The sequence below is a fragment of the Lapillicoccus sp. genome (assembly GCF_025353065.1).
In the GTDB taxonomy this organism is placed as follows: Bacteria; Actinomycetota; Actinomycetes; order Actinomycetales; family Dermatophilaceae; genus Lapillicoccus.
The window spans coordinates 1-16,188 of the sequence record NZ_JANXRJ010000020.1 but is presented as its reverse complement, the minus strand read 5'-3'; the positions used below and the strand labels follow the sequence as shown (position 1 = coordinate 16,188).

Here is a 16,188-nt window from a genome sequence, read left to right as displayed (position 1 = left end):
CCGGTGCGCTCGCCGTTGCCGAAGAGGCAACCCTCGATCCGGTCCGCCCCCGCCCGGTAACCCAGCTCGGCCGCGGCCACCCCGGTGCCGCGGTCGTTGTGGGGGTGCAGCGACACGACGATCGAGTCGCGCCGCTCGAGGTGGCGGACCATCCACTCGATGGAGTCGGCGTAGACGTTGGGCGTCGCCATCTCGACCGTCGCGGGCAGGTTGATGATCAGCTTGTGGTCGGGCGTCGGGTCGATGACGTCGGCCACCTCGTTGCAGATGCGGACGGCGAAGTCGAGCTCGGTGCCGGTGTAGGACTCGGGCGAGTACTCGTAGTAGACCTGCGTGTCAGGGATGGTCTCCTCGAGCTTGCGGCAGAGCCGCGCGGCCTGCAGCGCGATGTCGACGATGCCGTCCTGGTCGAGGCCGAAGACGACGCGGCGTTGCAGCACGGAGGTCGAGTTGTAGAAGTGCACGATGGCCTGCTTCGCCCCCCGGATCGAGTCGTAGGTGCGCTCGATGAGGCGGTCGCGGCACTGGGTCAGCACCTGGATGGTGACGTCGTCGGGGATGTGCCCACCCTCGATGAGCTCGCGGCAGAAGTCGAAGTCGGTCTGGCTCGCCGAGGGGAAACCGACCTCGATCTCCTTGTAGCCCAACGAGACCAGCAGCTGGAACATCCGCATCTTGCGCTCGGAGTTCATTGGGTCGATGAGGGCCTGGTTGCCGTCGCGCAGGTCGACCGCGCACCAGCGCGGGGCCGTCGTGATGGTCTTCGTCGGCCAGGTCCGGTCCGGAAGCTGCACCGCGATCTGGTCCTGGAAGGGGAGGTACTTGGCGAACGGCATACCGCTCGACGTCTGCGGGTGGATCATCGGTCTCTCAACTCTCGTTTCGCGGTGGTGCGGGTGGTCCGGCCGGACACCACGAACTCCGCGACGAGGTGGGCCGTGGTCAGGCCTCGTCGCGGCAGCGAAGGAGGAGGAGCGCAGAACGCATGCCGCGAGAGTATGCCGTGTGCTGACGACCCGTCCAGCCGCCCCCCTCGCGGGGACGGTCAACGCGGGAGGTGGGCCTCCAGGCGGGCGCCGTTCAGCGGCACAGCGTTCCAGGCCGACTCGAGGACGGCAGACCCGCCGACCTCCTTGCCCAGCAACCGGATCCGATGCGGTGTCTCGATCAGGACGAGGTCGGCCTCGAAGGTGTCGGCACTGGTCCAACCGCCGCGGCAGACGACCGGGGTCGGCTGCATCGGCGGCATACCGCGGGATCCGCGCGAGGCTCCGGCGTGCTCGCCCAGCCGGCCCTCGGCCCAGTGGTCGCGGCCGCACGGCACGGTGAGCCGCACGTCCCCGATGACGATGTCGAGGACCGTGTCCACCCCGTCGGGCCGCACCGTGACCATCGCACCGGCGGCCAGCGGCGCGTCGGCCGTCACCGAGAGCACCGGTGACGGACCGGCATACGCGGCGTCGGTCGTGCCCGGGGCGGTGAAGGTGACCGGCGTGCGGCCGCCGTCCATCTCGGGGACGACGGTCGGCAGGGCGAGTGCCCCCAGTCGGTCGAGCAGTTCGGCGGCAGAGGCGGATTCGCCGTCGTCGGTCGTATCGAGGCTGGGCAGCAGCTGCGTCCACACGGCGGTCAGGATGCCCTGCATGTCCTCGACGCACGCGGTGGTGATGACGACGAGGTCGGCCTCCGGCACGACGACGCAGAACTGGCCGTAGGCCCCGTCGCCGCGGAAGCCGTGCTGCGCCATCCAGTACTGGTAGCCGTAGCCCTGCCGCCAGTCGATGTTGCCGGCCGGGTCGAGGTCGTTGTCGATGTGCTTGCGGGTCGCGAGCTCCACCCACCCCTGCGGCAGCAGCTGACGCTCCTGCCACCGACCCTTCTGGAGCAGCAGCTGGCCGAACCGCGCGAGGTCCTCGGTGCGCTGGTGCAGCCCGCTGAACCCGAGGGCGTTGCCGTGCTCGTCGGCGTCCCAGCGGCCGGGCTCGATGCCGAGCGGCTCGAGGAGGCGGGGACGCAGGTAGTCGAGCAGGAACTCGCCCGACCGCTCCTGCACCACAAGAGCGGCGAGGTAGGTGCAGGTGTTGTTGTAGGCGTGACGCGAACCGACCGGCTCCTCGGGCGGCAGCCGCATGAACCCCTTGGCGAGGTCGTGGGGCTCCACGGCCCAGGCCCGTTCGAGCGTGTCCTCCCGGTGTCCGGTGGACATGGAGAGCACGTCGTGGAGGGTGAGTGTGGCGACGACCGGGTCGGCGTCGGCGGGCACGTGATCGGGCAGGAGGTCGACGATGCGGTCCTCGAGAGCGACGAGACCCTCGGCCACCGCGAAGCCGACGGCGGTCGAGGTGAAGGACTTACTCAGCGAGTAGAGGAGGTGAACTCGATTGCGGGAGTAGGGATCCCACCACCCCTCGGCCGCGACCTGTCCGTGCCGCAGCACCATCAGGCTGTGCAGCTCCAGCCCTGACTGGTCCAGTGCGTCGAGCAGGGCGTGCAGGCCCGCGGCGGGGATGCCGACGTCGGCCGGAGCAGAACGTGGGAGCGCGAAGGTGTGGGTGGTGTCGGTGGTCGTCACCCGCACGAAACTACCGGGTGACGACCCCATCGTCACTACGATGGCCCGATGACGGATGCGGGACAGCTGAGGGTCGGGCACCGCGAGCGCGAGGCGACCATCGTGATCCTGCGCAGCGCCGCCACGGAGGGCCGACTGACCTCGGAGGAGCTCGCCGAGCGCACCACCAGCGCGCTTGCGGCGCGCACGTTCGACGATCTCGACGCGCTGGTCGCGGACCTCCCCGTGGTCCGGCCCTCGATCGAGCTAGGGCGGGCGTCGGCCCACGACCCGACCCTCGTCGGGTTGGACCCCGACCACCGCCGACAGTTCTCCGGGGGCATGTCGAGCCACGTCGAGCGCGGCGTCTGGTGGGTGCCGCCCTTCCTCGGCGTCAGCGCCGGGATGGGCTCGGTCAAGCTCGACTTCCTGCAGGCCATCTGCCCCCACCAGGTCGTCGACGTCGCCGTGTCGGGCGGCGTCGGGTCGATCGTCCTCATCCTCCCCGAGGGGTGGGGTGCCAACACCGACCAGGTCGGCAAGGGCCTCGGCAGCATGTCCAACCGGGTCGACCGCATCGCCCGGCCGGGGCACCCGTTGCTCGTGCTCCACGGCACGTCGGCGGTGGGCTCCATCACGGTGCGGCACGCCAGCTGGCGCGACGCGCGGCGGTTGCGCAAGGCCGAGCGAGCGGCGGTTCACGGCGCCGGCTCAGCGGGCCCGCGCCCCTCCCCCCAGGACGCCACGCCGCAGGACGCCCCACCGCCGAAAGCGCCTCCGCGGCGCTGAGGCGGCGTTTCTCGTCTGGGGGCTTGTGGGGTGTCAGTGGTCGGAGAGACGGTGGTCCCATGAGCCCCCGACCCGTCACCCCGCACCCGTCATCCCGTATGCCGCGCCCCGCCTCGAGCGGGACGCTCGCCCCGGTGCGGTGCGGCATCACCCCGCCCTACCTGCTCGAGCAGCTGGCCCTGGTCGACGAGCCGGAGGTCGCCGACGCGGCCCGGCGGGCGATCATCCAGGACCAGGGCATCCGCGACCGGCGGGAGGTGTTCACCGAGCGCGGTGGCGGCGACCACCGCGGTCTGCCGGGCGCCATGACGCAGGCCACCCTCAGGGGTCCGGCCCCTGCTGCCCCCTCCGCTCCCTCCGCTCCCCCGTCCGCCACGGGTGTGGGGGCCGTCGTGAAGCGGGCGATCCACGACGCCGGGCACACGACCACCCTGCCCGGCCCCCTCGTACGCAAGGAGGGCGCGCCGGCCACCAGTGACGTCGCGGCGACCGAGGCCTACGACGGGCTCGGCGCGACGTGGGGACTGCTGCACACGGCATACGGGCGGGACTCGCTCGACGGCAAGGGGCTGCTGCTGGTCGCGAGCGTCCACTACGACACCGGCTACGACAACGCCTTCTGGGACGGCACGCAGATGGTGTTCGGGGACGGCGACGGGGTCTACTTCAACCGTTTCACAGCCGCCGTCGACGTCATCGGGCACGAGCTCACCCACGGCATGACCCAGTTCACCGCCGGGCTGACCTACGTCGCGCAGCCCGGCGCCCTCAACGAGTCGGTGTCCGACTGCTTCGGCTCGATGGTCAAGCAGATGGTCCTCGGGCAGAGCGCCGCCGACGCCGACTGGTTGATCGGGCAGGGCCTGTTCACGAGCAAGGTGAACGGGGTCGCCCTGCGGTCGATGAAGGCGCCGGGCACCGCCTACGACGACCCGAAGCTCGGCAAGGACCCGCAGGCCGGCGACATGGACGGCTACCAGGACCTCCCCCACGACTCGCAGCACGACAACGGCGGCGTCCATACCAACTCCGGCATCCCGAACCGCGCCTTCTACCTCGCCGCGACCGGCATCGGCGGCACGAGCTGGGAGGGCGCCGGCCAGGTCTGGTACGACGTGCTCACCGGCGGCAAGATCGCCAAGGACGCGCAGTTCGCCGACTTCGCCCAGCTGACCATCGATGCCGCGACCGCGCGCTTCGGCGCGGGAAGCAGCCAGGTCACCGCCGTCCACGACGCGTGGACGACCGTCAAGGTGATCTGAGCGGGTGGGGGTTCGAGTGGCTGGGCACCAGACCGGCGGTGCCTCCCTCCAGCTTGTGAGGTGAGGCTGCCTGCGAGAGTAGGGACATGAACGACTACGCCACCCTCGACTGGTCCGTCGAGGACCGCATCCTCACCCTCACCCTCCAGCGCCCCGACCAGCTCAACGCGTTCACCGTGGAGATGGCCGACGAGCTCGTCGACGCCTACGGCCGGGCGTCGGGTGACGACGGCGTCGGGGCCGTCGTCGTCACCGGCGCGGGCCGCGCCTTCTGTGCCGGGATGGACCTCAACGAGGCGCGCGACGGCAACGTCTTCGGGCTGGACGAGTCGATGTCACCGACCCCGGCCGAGCTCGCCGAGCGTCTCGAGGACGAGGACGTGCTGCGCGGCGTGCGGGACACGGGGGGTCGGGTCTCGCTCGCGGTCTACGACTGCACGAAGCCGGTCATCGCCGCGATCAACGGCGCGGCCGTGGGGATCGGCACGACGATGACGCTGCCGATGGACGTCCGGCTCGCCTCGACGTCGGCGCGCATCGGGTTCGTCTTCGGGCGGCTCGGGATCGTGCCGGAGGCGGCCTCGTCGTGGTTCCTGCCCCGGATCGTCGGCATCTCGCGGGCGCTCGAGTGGACGTATGCCGCCGATGTCCTCACCTCCGAGCAGGCCCTCGAGGGTGGTCTCGTGCGTTCGGTGCACGCGCCCGACGAGCTGCTGCCCGCGGCATACGCGCTCGCGCACCGGTTCGTCGACGGCCACTCACCCGTCGGCATCGCCCTCACCCGGCAGCTGATGTGGCGCAACATGGCCGCCGCCCACCCGATGGCCGCGCACCAGTCCGACTCGCTCGCGATGTTCTGGACCGCGCAGGGCGACGGCAAGGAGGGGGTCGCGGCGTTCCTGGAGAAGCGGGCGGCCGACTTCACCGGCCACGCCTCAGACCTGCCGGACGTCTTCCCCGCCGCCTCCTCCACCTGACCCCACCCCGCTTCCGGCGCCAGATGCACCGAACCTGCCCGAAAATGCCCGATGATTCGGTGCATCCGGCGCAGGAAGCGGGGTCAGAAGCCGAGGCGCTGCATCTGCTTCGGGTCGCGCTGCCAGTCCTTGGCGACCTTGACGTGCAGGTCGAGGTAGACCTTCTGGCCGAGCAGCTCCTCGATCCCCGCGCGGGCGTTGGAGCCGACCTCCTTGAGCCGGGCGCCCGCCCGGCCGATGATGATCGCCTTCTGGCTCGAGCGCTCGACGAACACATTCACCCGCACGTCGAGCATCGGGTCGCCCTCGGGGCGGCCCTCGCGGGGCAGCATCTCCTCGACGACGACGGCGAGCGAGTGCGGCATCTCGTCGCGGACACCCTCGAGGGCGGCCTCGCGCACCAGCTCGGCGATCATCACGGCGTCGGGCTCGTCGGTCAGCACGCCATCCGGATAGAGCTGCGGGGAGGCGGGGAGATAGGAGGTGAGGACCGTCTTGACCACCTCGACCTGATCGCCGCGGGTCGCCGAGCAGGGCACGATCTCGTCCCACGCGCCGAGCTGGTCGATGGCGATGAGGTGCTCCGTCATCCGCCTGCGGTCGACCTTGTCGGACTTGGTCGCGAGCGCCACGACCGGCTTGCGCTTGGCGCGTTGCAGCTCGGCGAGCTCCTTGGCGATGTAGGCGTCGCCGGGGCCGATCTTCTGGTCGGCGGGGAGGCAGAAGCCGATGACGTCGACCTCGAGCAGCGTCTCGCGCACGAGGTGGTTGAGCCGCTCGCCCAGCAGGGTGCGGGGCCGGTGCAGGCCCGGGGTGTCGACGAGGATCAGCTGCGAGTGCGCGGTCGTCGTGATGCCGCGGATCGTGTGCCGCGTCGTCTGCGGCTTGGACGAGGTGATGGCGACCTTGTGCCCCACGAGGGCGTTGGTCAGGGTCGACTTGCCGGCATTGGGGCGCCCGACGAGGCAGGCGAACCCCGCCCGGTATGCCGGCTCGCTCGCATCGCTCCCGTCGGTGTCAGCGCTCTCGGGCATGTTCCTTCTCCTTCGCGTTGCTGTGCCGCTCGTTGCTCGGCCTCGCGTTGCCCTGCCTCGCGTTGCCCTGCGCCTCGGCGTCCTCGTCGGGCTCCGGCTCCACCCGCTGCACGATGACCGACGCGAGCCGGTGCCGGCGACCCGCCATCTTCTCGGCGGTGAGCGCGAGACCGGCGACCACGGCATACGAGCCGGGGATGGGGACGCGGCCGATCGCCTTGGAGAGCAGGCCCCCCACCGTATCGACCTCCTCCTCGTCGATCTCGACGTCGAAGAGGTCGGCGAGGTCGTCGATGTCCATCGACGCGGGGACGCGGGTCCGACCGTCGTCGAGCTCCTCGACCCCGGGCGGCTCGCGGTCGTGCTCGTCGGCGATCTCCCCGACGATCTCCTCGAGGATGTCCTCGATGGTGACGATGCCCGCAGTGCCGCCGTATTCGTCGAGGACGACGGCGAAGTGGCTCTGGTCGCGCTGCATCTCGCGCAGCAGGTCGTCGACGGGCTTGCTCTCGGGGACGAACTGCATGGGTCGCATCACCAGCCCGACGCTCGTCGTCACCGCGTCGGGGTCGGAGTTGGTGCGCCGCACGACGTCCTTGAAGTAGAGCAGGCCCTGCACGTCGTCGCTGTCGTCGCCGACGACGGGGATCCGCGAGAACCCCGAGCGGATGAACAGCGACATGCCCTGACGCAGGTTCTTGTCGTGGCGAATCGTCACCATGTCGGTGCGCGGGACCATCACCTCGCGCGAGAGGGTGTCACCGAGCTCGAAGACGGAGTGGATCATCTCGCGTTCGTCCTCCTCGATGACGGAGGAGTCGCGCGCCTGGTCGAGCAGGTCGCGCAGCTCGGCCTCGGTCTGGAAGGGGCCGTCGCGGTAGCCCCTCCCCGGTGTCACCGCGTTGCCGAACACGACGAGGACCCGCGCCACCGGGCCGAGCACCTTGCGCAGCCCGACCGCGAAGGGCGCCGCCCACAGCGCCACGGTGTCGTAGTGCTGCCGGCCGAGGGTGCGGGGCGAGACCCCGGTCAGGACGAACGAGACGATCGCCATGATGGCGATCGAGATGATGAGGCCGGTGGTGGTGTTCTTGACCAGCTCGAGCACGGAGACGGTAATGAGGACGGCGCTGGCCGCCTCGGCGACGACCCGCAGGAAGGTCAGCACCGCGAGGTATGCCGGGGAGTCGTCGATGACGACCAGCAGCGAGGTCGCCCCGCTGCGGCCGTCGTCGTAGAGCTCTCGGGCCCGGGAGTGCGACATCCGGAAGATCGCCGCCTCGCACGCAGACAGGCTGAACGCGATGACGACGGCGACGAGCGCGAACGCCACCATCTGGGGGATCACGGGGCTCTCCTAGGACGCGGGTCGGCCGCGGGTGGCCAGGAAGGTCAGCAGGAGCTGGCGCTGCAGCTCGAACATCTCGCGTTCCTCGTCAGGTTCCTCGTGGTCGAACCCGAGCAGGTGGAGGATGCCGTGCGTCGTGAGCAGCAGGAGCTCCTCCTCGGTGGCGTGACCGGCCTCGAGGGCCTGCTTCGCGGCCACCGTCGGGCACAGCACGATGTCGCCGAGCATGCCCTCGTCGGGTTCGGCGTCGTCCTGCCCAGGACGCAGCTCGTCCATCGGGAAGCTCATGACATCGGTGGGGCCGGACAGGTCCATCCACTGCACGTGCAACGTCTCCATGGCCGCCTCGTCGACGAGGGTGATGCACAGGTCGGCCTGCGGGTGGACCTTCAGCTGGCCCATCACATACCGGGCCAGGGCGACGAGCTCGAGCTCGTCGGTGACGACGTCGGTCTCGTTGAGGACGTCGATGCTCACGTCGTGCCCGTCCGCCGTCCCGGTCGGACGTCGTGGCCGCGCAGCCGCTCGGTCGCGGCCTCGCTGCGCTCGTAGGCGTCGACGATCGCCCCGACGAGCCGGTGCCGCACGACGTCCTGCGAGGTCAGCTCCGCGAAGTGGACGTCGTCGACGTCCTGGAGGATCCCCCGCACCTGGCGGAGGCCCGACGTCGTGCCGCCGGGCAGGTCGACCTGGGTGACGTCACCGGTGACAACCATCTTGGAGCCGAACCCGAGCCGGGTGAGGAACATCTTCATCTGCTCCGCCGAGGTGTTCTGGGCCTCGTCGAGGATGATGAAGGCGTCGTTGAGGGAGCGGCCGCGCATGTAGGCCAGCGGCGCCACCTCGATCGTGCCGGAGGCCATCAGCCGGGCGATGCTCTCCGGGTCGACCATGTCGTGGAGGGCGTCGTAGAGCGGTCGCAGGTAGGGGTCGATCTTGTCGTTGAGCGTGCCGGGCAGGAACCCGAGCCGCTCACCCGCCTCGACGGCCGGCCGGGTGAGGATGATCCGGTTGACCTGCTTGGCCTGCAGGGCCGCGACCGCCTTGGCCATCGCGAGGTAGGTCTTCCCGGTGCCGGCCGGGCCGATGCCGAAGACGATGGTGTGCTCGTCGATCGCGTCGACATAGAGCTTCTGGTTGAGCGTCTTGGGGCGGATCGTGCGGCCGCGGTTGCTGACGATGTTCATCGTCAGGACGTCGGCGGGACGCTCCCGGGTCTGGCTGCGGAGCATCCCGATGGAGCGCTCGACCGCGTCACGGTTGAGCGGCTGCCCGGCCTCGATGATCAGCAGCTGCTCGTCCACGAGGCGCTCGACCAGCGCCACGTCCGCGCTCTCTCCGCGCAGGGACAGCTGGTTGCCCCGCACGTGGACGTCGAGCTGCGGGAAGGCGCCCTCCATGGTGCGCAGCAGCTCATCACGGGGCCCGAGGAGGGCGACCATCGAGACCGATGGCGGGATGGTGATGGAGTGGGTGGCGTGGGTGGTCGGTCCGGCCGCGGACACGTCCCTCTCGAGGGGACCGTCGGACAGCGAGGACGAGGGGCGTTCGGCTTCTGTCATGTTGGGCCAGAGTCTACGGCGCAGGGGTGACAGGGGCGATGCCATATGGTCCGGCGCTGTGCTGCGGCCACTGCTGAAGCGGGCGTCAGCCGGGCGGCCAGCCGAGGTCACGGCCGCCGAGGAGGTGCAGGTGCGCGTGATAGACGCTCTGGCCCGCCTGGGAACCGGTGTTGGCGACGAGGCGGTAGCCCTTGTCCAGCTCCTCCTCCTCGGCGATCGACCCGGCGAGGGCGACGACGTCAGCCAGCTCCCCGGCATACTCGGCCAGCTCGAAGAGGTTGGCGACGTGCCGCCGCGGGATGACCAGGATGTGGGTCGGGGCCTGGGGGTTGATGTCGCGGAAGGCCAGCGAGAGTCCCGTCTCGCGGACGACGTCGGCCGCCATCTCGCCCTCGAGGATCCTGCAGAAGAGGCACATCGGCGCGATCATGCCGTCACCCTAGTTCCGGGTGGTCCACCGGAGGCGTCAGCGCCAGCGCCCGGCCGCGTTGAGGACGGCGAGCGCGGCGGGTCCGGCGCTGCTGGAGCGGAGCACCTCGGCGCCGAGCCGCACGACGCGGGCGCCGGCCTCCCCGAGGGCGTGCAGCTCCTCCGGCGTGATACCGCCCTCGGGTCCCACGACGAGGACGACGTCCCCCGAGACAGGGAGATCGAGGCCCACCAACGGCGTTGTCGCGTCCTCGTGCAGGACCAGCGCCAGCGCGGCGGCGGAGACGCGGGCGCGGACACCCGGCATACGCTCCAGGGGCTCGACGACCGGTATGCGTGCGCGTCGCGCCTGCTTCGCCGCGGCGGCCACCACGGCGACCCACCTCTGTCGGCCCTTGTCGGCCTTGTCGGCCCGCCACTGGACGATGCTGCGGGAGGCCTGCCACGGGACCACGACATCGACCCCGAGCTCGGTCGCAGCCTCGACGGCCTGCTCGTCCCGGTCGCCCTTGGCCAGCGCCTGGACCAAGACGAAACGCGGGCTCGGCTCGGGGACGGTGTCGACGTGCGCGAGCCGGACGGAGAGCCGGGTCGGTTCCACTGACACGATCTCTCCCGTGCCGCGTCGGCCGGCCCCGTCGCTGACCAGCACCTGCTCGCCGACCGCGAGCCTGACCACCTGCACCGCATGTCGCGCCTCGGCGCCCGTCACGACGACGACGTCACCTGCGGCGGCTTGCCCCCACTCGGCAGGCGTCACGAGGAAAAGGCGCTGGGTCACGTCCCCATCCTGCCCGTATGCCGCGTGCCAGCCACAACGTCCGCACCGAAGGGACACCGGACTCACGTCGGCGCGGACGTCAGGGGTTGGACCGTCAGCGACCCTTGAACGCGTCCTTGATCTTGCCGATGAAGCCCTTCTCGAGCGGCGCCAGCCGGCCCTCGGGACGCTCCTCGCCGCGCATCGTCGCGAGCTGCCGCAGCAGCTCCTCCTGCTCGTCGGTGAGCTTCGTCGGCGTCTGGACGTTGAGGTGCACGATGAGGTCGCCGCGCCCGGAGCCGCGCAGGTGCGTCACGCCGAGCGAACGCATCATCGTCGTGTCGCCGGCCTGGGCGCCGCCGTCGATGAAGAGGTCCTTCATCCCGTCGAAGGTGCTGAGCTTGATCTGGGTCCCGAGGGCGGCGGCCGTCATGGGCACCTCGAGGGTGACATGGAGGTCGTCGCCGCGGCGCACGTAGGTCTCGTGCGGGCGGACCGCGATCTCGACGTAGAGGTCGCCGGCCGGTCCGGCGCCGGGCCCGACCTCGCCCTCGGACGCGAGCTGGATGCGGGTGCCGGTGTCGACACCCGCGGGCACGCGGATCTTCAGCGTCCGGCGGGTGCGCACCCGGCCCTGTCCCGAGCACTCGAAGCACGGGTTCGTGATGTTGGCGCCGAAGCCTTGGCAGGCGGCGCAGGGCCGGCTCGTGACGACCTGCCCGAGGAAGGACCGCTGGACCGACTGCACCTCGCCCCGACCGTTGCAGATCGAGCAGGTGGTGGTGCCGGTGCCGGGCTGCGCGCCGTCGCCGTGGCAGGTGCCGCAGGCCAGGGCGGTGTCGATGGTCAGCTCCTCGTCGGCACCGAAGACGGCCTCCGAGAGGTCGATGTCCAGCCGGATGAGCGCGTCCTGGCCGCGTTGCTGCCGGGACCGCGGGCCGCGCTGGGCCGGCTGACCGCCGAAGAAGGCGTCCATGACGTCGCTGAAGGAGAAGCCCTGTCCGTAGGCCGCTCCGCCGGCGCCGGCGGCGGCATACGGGTCGGCACCCATGTCGTAGGCCTGCTTCTTGTCCGCGTCGGAGAGCACGTCGTAGGCCTGGGAGAGGCGCTTGAACTTCTCCTCGGCATCGGCGCCCGGATTGACGTCCGGGTGCAGCTGCCGGGCGAGCTTGCGGTAGCCCCGCTTGATCTCCTCCGGGGTCGCGTCGCGGGAGACACCGAGGTCCTGGTAGTAGTCGTTCAACCTGAGATTCCTTGTCCTACAGTGATTTTGGTATGCGTCCGACGGTCATTTTGGTGTGCGGCCAACAGTCATTTCGGTATGCGGTGTGGAGCCCGAGCGGTCGTCACGGCTCCAGCAGGTGGGAGACGTAGCGAGCGACGGCCCGGACCGACGCCATCGTCGTGGGGTAGTCCATGCGGGTGGGGCCGAGCACCCCGAGACCGGCGACGACCTCGCTGCCGGCGGCGTAGCCCGTGGAGACGACCGAGGTCGAGCTCAGGCCGATATGAGCATTCTCCCTCCCGATGCGCACGGCCACCGCATCGTGGTCCTCGCCGAGGGTACTCAGCAGCGTGAGCAGCACGACGTGCTCCTCCAGCGCCTCGAGGACGGGGCCGATGGTGAGCGGGAAGTCCGTGCCGAACCGGGCCAGGTTGGCCGTGCCCGCAAGCACGACCCGCTCCTCGCGCTCCTCGACCAACGCGTCGTCGAGCGCGCCCACGACGAGTCGCACGAGGTCGCGGGCGTCGAGCTCGAAGCGCTCGGCCAGCGACCGCAGCCGCACGGCAGCCTCGGAGAACGGGCGCCCACCCAGCTCCTCGTTGAGGCCCGCACGCAGCTGGGTGACCGCGGCCTCGCCGCTCTCGGAGGTGAGGTCGAGGTGCGACTCCACCACCCGCTGCTCGACGCGGCCGGTGTTGACGATGAGGACGACCATCAGCCGGCCCTGCCCGATCGGAACGAGCTCGATATGACGAACGGTGGATCGGGTGAGTGAGGGGTACTGCATCACGGCGACCTGCCGGGTGATCATCGACAGCAGCCGCACGGTGCGGTCGACGACGTCGTCGAGGTCGACGGCCCCCTCGAGGAAACGGCTGATCGCGGTCTTCTCGGCGGCGCTCATCGGCTTGACGGCGCTCAACCGGTCGACGAACAGCCGGTAGCCCGCGTCCGTGGGCACCCGTCCCGCCGACGTGTGCGGCGCGTGGATGAGCCCCTCCTCCTCGAGGAGGGCCATGTCGTTGCGCACGGTCGCGGCGGACACCCCGAGGTGGTGGCGCTCGACGAGCGCCTTCGAGCCGACCGGCTCGGAGGTCTGCACATAGTCCTGGACGATCGCCCGGAGGACAGCCAGCCGGCGTTCTTCGCTCATCCCGCCACCTCCGTCATCTCGTCGCAATCCGGCACTTGGCACTCGACACGCGTGAGTGCCAAGTCTACGACGTCTCGGCCACCGGCGGGTCGCGTCCTTCCCCGGACGCGCTCGGCCTAGCCTCGCCGGGTGACTCCTCCCGACCGTTACGGCCCCGACGTGCTCCAGGGAGACTGGCGCGCGCCGAAGGGCGGGCGCGCCACCGAGGTCGCGGCCGAGGCCGGGCTCGTGGTCGAGGACGTCGAGACGGGGTGGTGCGGTGCGGTCGTCCGTGTCGAGAAGGCCGGCGGGATGCACGTCGTCCACCTCGAGGACCGTCGGGGACGCACCAAGGCCTTCCGGCTCGGGCCGGGCTTCCTGCAGGGCGGGCGGCCGGTCATCCTCACGCCTCCGGTCCTGGCCGCGCGGGCCCGGCTCGAGGCCGCTCGCGCCGAGACGTCGCGCACGGCGAGTGGGTCCACAGCGGTGGCCGGCGCCCGCGCCAAGGTGGCGAGCGGCAGCCGGATCTTCGTCGAGGGGCGGCACGACGCCGAGCTCGTCGAGAAGGTCTGGGGCGACGACCTGCGCGTCGAGGGAGTGGTCGTCGAGATGCTCGACGGAGTCGACGACCTCACGGCGGCCATCGCGGACTTCGCGCCGGGGCCCGGACGGCGGATGGGCGTCCTGGTCGACCACCTCGTCCCGGGGACGAAGGAGGCCCGCATCGTGGACGCCGCCCGCCGGGCCCCGGCGGCTCGACACCACGTGCTCGTGCTCGGCCACCCCTACGTCGACGTCTGGCAGTCGGTGCGCCCCGAGCGGCTCGGCTGGCGCGAGTGGCCGGTGATCCCGCGCGGCACGTCGTGGAAGCACGGCATCTGCGCCGAGCTCGGCTGGGCGCACGCCGACCAGGCCGACATCGCGCGGGCGTGGAAGCAGATCCTCGGGACGGTGCGGGGGTATGCCGACCTGGAGCCGAGCCTGCTCGCCAGCGTCGAGGAGCTCATCGACTTCGTGACCGCCCCCGCCTGAGACCGCCCCGCCGAAGCCCTCAATACCGCCTTGTTGCTTCCGGGTGGCCCGTTTCGGGCGTCCGAGGCCCCCATTCGGGCACACCGGAAGCAAGAAGCGGAGGGGTGGGGGTGAGGGGGTGGGGGCTCAGAGTCAGGGGGGACCCTGAGTGGGCCCTGACTTGTGCTCCTGCCGCCCCTGAACTCCGGCCCCGCACGGAACGGCTGCTCCCACGCGGCGTCCACACTGGTGACCATCCCCACCACGGAAGCAGGCAGATCAGTCATGACCACCCAGCCCTATCCCGGCTCGCAGCCACCCGTCGCCACCGGCGAGGAGAAGACGCTCAGCATCGCCGCCCACCTGTCGGCGATCGTCGCCGCGATCGTCACGGCCGGGTGGTTGAGCTTCCTCGGGCCGCTCATCATCTGGGCGGTCTACCGGAAGCGGAGCCCGCTCGTGCGTCAGGCCGCCGCCGGCGCGTTCAACTTCAATGTCGGCCTCTGGGTGATGAACGTCGTCGCCTGGATCTGCCTCTTCACGGTGATCCTCTCGCCGATCGCGGTCATCCTCTTCGTCATCGCCAACGTCGGCATGATCGTCTGGCACCTCGTCGCGGCCATCCGCGCCAGCCAGGGCCGCGCCTACAACTACCCGTTCCAGATCAAGATCCTCAGCTGACCGGACGCCTCCCCAGGCGGGGCTGCGTCAGAGCGCCAACAGGCGTCGGACGACGGTGTCGGCGAGCAACCGACCCGTGCGAGTCAGCCGGATCCGCCTCTCCTGCAACGCCGCCGGGCCATGCACGAGTTCGTCGGCGATGAGCCCGGCCACCGCCTTCCGGCCCTCCGGCCGAAGACCGCCGATCTCGAGGCCGTCGACGAGGCGGACGCCGAGCAGCAGCCACTCGTCATATCGCTGGTCGTCCGTGAGGAGCTCGCGTGCGGCCGCCGGCGAGGTGTGGGCGGCCAGGCGGGCGGCATACGCGGTGGGGTGCTTGACGTTCCACCAGCGCACACCACCGACGTGGCTGTGGGCGCCGGGCCCCATCCCCCACCAGTCGCCCCCGGCCCAGTAACCCTCGTTGTGACGGCAACGGAAACGCGGGTCCCTGGCCCAGTTGCTGACCTCGTACCAGCCGTAGCCGGCCGCGGTGAGCAGCTCGTCGGCCAGTTCGTACTTCGTCGCCTCGTCGTCGTCCTCCGGCGCCGGCACGAGACCGCGGCGCACCTGCGCGGCGAGCTTGGTGCCGTCCTCGACGACGAGCGCGTAGCCCGAGACGTGGTCGGGCTCGAGCGCGACGACCGCGTCGAGGCTGCGCCGCCAGTCGTCGAGCGACTCCCCCGGCGTCCCGTAGATGAGGTCGAGACTGACCTCGAGCCCCGCCTCGCGCGCCCACCCCACCGCCCGCGCGACGTTGTCGGGGTCATGGGTCCGTTCGAGGACCCGCAGCACGTGGGGCACGGCGCTCTGCATCCCGATGCTGACCCGCGTGAAACCACCGGTAGCCAGCTGTGCCAACGCTGTTCGAGTGACGGAGTCCGGGTTGGCCTCGGTGGTGACCTCGGCGCCAGGAGCCAGACCCCACTGATCCCGTATGCCGTGCAGCACCGCCACGAGGTCGGCCGGCGGCAGCATCGTCGGGGTGCCGCCCCCGACGAAGACCGTGTCGACCCGTGGCGCCCGGTCACCGAGGACGGCGGCCGCGAGGTCGAGCTCGATCAGCGCCGCCTGCGCGAAGGTGGCCGTGCTCGTGCCGGGAAGCGTGCCGTCGCCGACCTCACTGAGGGTGTAGGTGTTGAAGTCGCAGTAGCCGCAGCGCACGGAGCAGAACGGCACATGGACGTAGACGCCGAACGGCCGCGTCCCGAGGGTCGCGAGCGCCTCGTCGGGGAGGCGACCCGACGCGGGGGCGGGGTCGCCGTCGGGGAGGGCGCTCGGCATACGGGCCATTCTCCCCTGCCGAGGTCAGTCGCGGGACGTCCGGCGGGTCAGCCCGTGTGGGTGAGGACCCCGTAGCGCTCGCGGGTGCGCAGCGCCCACCGGCTGGCCGGGACGTTGAGCGCCGCGGCGACCACGACGATCGCCCCCATGACGAACCAGCCCGG

16 protein-coding genes are annotated in these 16,188 nt (G+C 70.9%); 5 read left to right on the top strand and 11 right to left on the bottom strand.

What is annotated here, in order from left to right; genetic code table 11:
- Positions 1-863: 2-isopropylmalate synthase (locus Q0R63_RS01485; RefSeq protein ID WP_295692945.1), on the bottom strand; the 863-nt coding region annotated here is incomplete at its 3' end.
- 182 nt (positions 864-1,045) lie between these two features.
- Positions 1,046-2,572, bottom strand: a complete 1,527-nt coding sequence (locus Q0R63_RS01480; RefSeq protein WP_295692942.1) for a serine hydrolase — start codon at positions 2,570-2,572, stop codon at positions 1,046-1,048.
- A 48-nt stretch (positions 2,573-2,620) separates the two neighbouring features.
- On the opposite strand from Q0R63_RS01480, the gene Q0R63_RS01475 reads away from it, so the two are divergent.
- The 3 genes from Q0R63_RS01475 to Q0R63_RS01465 all read left to right on the top strand — a co-directional run bounded on the left by Q0R63_RS01475 (position 2,621) and on the right by Q0R63_RS01465 (position 5,579).
- A complete protein-coding gene (locus Q0R63_RS01475; protein ID WP_295692939.1) occupies positions 2,621-3,340 on the top strand; it encodes a DUF1707 domain-containing protein in 720 nt (239 codons plus the stop codon).
- 59 nt (positions 3,341-3,399) lie between these two features.
- On the top strand, positions 3,400-4,602 hold the full coding sequence (locus Q0R63_RS01470; RefSeq protein WP_366521061.1) for a M4 family metallopeptidase: 1,203 nt from the start codon (positions 3,400-3,402) through the stop codon (positions 4,600-4,602).
- An 86-nt stretch (positions 4,603-4,688) separates the two neighbouring features.
- Positions 4,689-5,579 carry a crotonase/enoyl-CoA hydratase family protein gene (locus tag Q0R63_RS01465; RefSeq protein WP_295692936.1) on the top strand — a complete coding sequence of 297 codons (891 nt, stop codon included), beginning with the start codon at positions 4,689-4,691 and terminating at the stop codon, positions 5,577-5,579.
- An 83-nt stretch (positions 5,580-5,662) separates the two neighbouring features.
- On the opposite strand, the gene era is transcribed toward Q0R63_RS01465, so the two are convergent.
- The 8 genes from era to hrcA form a co-directional block, all read right to left on the bottom strand.
- Positions 5,663-6,613 carry a GTPase Era gene (era, locus tag Q0R63_RS01460; RefSeq protein ID WP_295692933.1) on the bottom strand — a complete coding sequence of 317 codons (951 nt, stop codon included), beginning with the start codon at positions 6,611-6,613 and terminating at the stop codon, positions 5,663-5,665.
- Positions 6,597-7,958, bottom strand: coding sequence for a hemolysin family protein (locus Q0R63_RS01455; RefSeq protein WP_295692948.1), 1,362 nt, complete (start codon positions 7,956-7,958; stop codon positions 6,597-6,599). Before Q0R63_RS01455 ends, era begins: the two co-directional genes overlap by 17 nt.
- Before the next feature lie 12 nt (positions 7,959-7,970).
- A complete protein-coding gene (gene ybeY, locus Q0R63_RS01450) occupies positions 7,971-8,438 on the bottom strand; it encodes an rRNA maturation RNase YbeY (protein ID WP_295692931.1) in 468 nt (155 codons plus the stop codon).
- Positions 8,435-9,523: a PhoH family protein gene (locus Q0R63_RS01445; protein ID WP_295692927.1), complete on the bottom strand. Its 1,089-nt coding sequence runs from the start codon at positions 9,521-9,523 to the stop codon at positions 8,435-8,437. Before Q0R63_RS01445 ends, ybeY begins: the two co-directional genes overlap by 4 nt.
- Positions 9,524-9,608: 85 nt before the next feature.
- A complete protein-coding gene (locus tag Q0R63_RS01440) occupies positions 9,609-9,953 on the bottom strand; it encodes a histidine triad nucleotide-binding protein (protein ID WP_295692923.1) in 345 nt (114 codons plus the stop codon).
- A 36-nt stretch (positions 9,954-9,989) separates the two neighbouring features.
- On the bottom strand, positions 9,990-10,733 hold the full coding sequence (locus Q0R63_RS01435; protein WP_295692919.1) for a 16S rRNA (uracil(1498)-N(3))-methyltransferase: 744 nt from the start codon (positions 10,731-10,733) through the stop codon (positions 9,990-9,992).
- A 94-nt stretch (positions 10,734-10,827) separates the two neighbouring features.
- The gene (dnaJ, locus tag Q0R63_RS01430; RefSeq protein WP_295692915.1) at positions 10,828-11,955 is read right to left on the bottom strand and encodes a molecular chaperone DnaJ; all 1,128 of its coding nucleotides are present in this window, start codon (positions 11,953-11,955) and stop codon (positions 10,828-10,830) included.
- Positions 11,956-12,058: 103 nt separating this feature from the next.
- The gene (gene hrcA, locus Q0R63_RS01425) at positions 12,059-13,090 is read right to left on the bottom strand and encodes a heat-inducible transcriptional repressor HrcA (protein ID WP_295692912.1); all 1,032 of its coding nucleotides are present in this window, start codon (positions 13,088-13,090) and stop codon (positions 12,059-12,061) included.
- Positions 13,091-13,219: 129 nt separating this feature from the next.
- Here hrcA and Q0R63_RS01420 point away from each other — a divergent pair, with 129 nt between their 5' ends.
- Positions 13,220-14,101: a DUF3097 domain-containing protein gene (locus Q0R63_RS01420; protein WP_295692907.1), complete on the top strand. Its 882-nt coding sequence runs from the start codon at positions 13,220-13,222 to the stop codon at positions 14,099-14,101.
- Between the two features lie 264 nt (positions 14,102-14,365).
- Positions 14,366-14,761: a DUF4870 domain-containing protein gene (locus Q0R63_RS01415; RefSeq protein ID WP_295692903.1), complete on the top strand. Its 396-nt coding sequence runs from the start codon at positions 14,366-14,368 to the stop codon at positions 14,759-14,761.
- Between the two features lie 27 nt (positions 14,762-14,788).
- Here Q0R63_RS01415 and hemW read toward each other — a convergent pair whose 3' ends face one another.
- Positions 14,789-16,024, bottom strand: a complete 1,236-nt coding sequence (gene hemW / locus Q0R63_RS01410) for a radical SAM family heme chaperone HemW (RefSeq protein WP_295692900.1) — start codon at positions 16,022-16,024, stop codon at positions 14,789-14,791.
- Positions 16,025-16,188: the final 164 nt, after the last annotated feature.

Excerpts from the sequence above, each read along its gene's own strand:
- Q0R63_RS01475 (WP_295692939.1), top strand. The coding sequence starts at position 2,621 with ATGACGGATGCGGGACAGCTGAGGGTCGGGCACCGCGAGCGCGAGGCG.
- Q0R63_RS01470 (WP_366521061.1), top strand. The coding sequence starts at position 3,400 with ATGAGCCCCCGACCCGTCACCCCGCACCCGTCATCCCGTATGCCGCGC.
- Q0R63_RS01465 (WP_295692936.1), top strand. The coding sequence starts at position 4,689 with ATGAACGACTACGCCACCCTCGACTGGTCCGTCGAGGACCGCATCCTC.
- era (WP_295692933.1), bottom strand. The coding sequence starts at position 6,613 with ATGCCCGAGAGCGCTGACACCGACGGGAGCGATGCGAGCGAGCCGGCA.
- Q0R63_RS01445 (WP_295692927.1), bottom strand. The coding sequence starts at position 9,523 with ATGACAGAAGCCGAACGCCCCTCGTCCTCGCTGTCCGACGGTCCCCTC.
- Q0R63_RS01440 (WP_295692923.1), bottom strand. The coding sequence starts at position 9,953 with ATGATCGCGCCGATGTGCCTCTTCTGCAGGATCCTCGAGGGCGAGATG.
- hrcA (WP_295692912.1), bottom strand. The coding sequence starts at position 13,090 with ATGAGCGAAGAACGCCGGCTGGCTGTCCTCCGGGCGATCGTCCAGGAC.
- Q0R63_RS01415 (WP_295692903.1), top strand. The coding sequence starts at position 14,366 with ATGACCACCCAGCCCTATCCCGGCTCGCAGCCACCCGTCGCCACCGGC.
- hemW (WP_295692900.1), bottom strand. The coding sequence starts at position 16,024 with ATGCCGAGCGCCCTCCCCGACGGCGACCCCGCCCCCGCGTCGGGTCGC.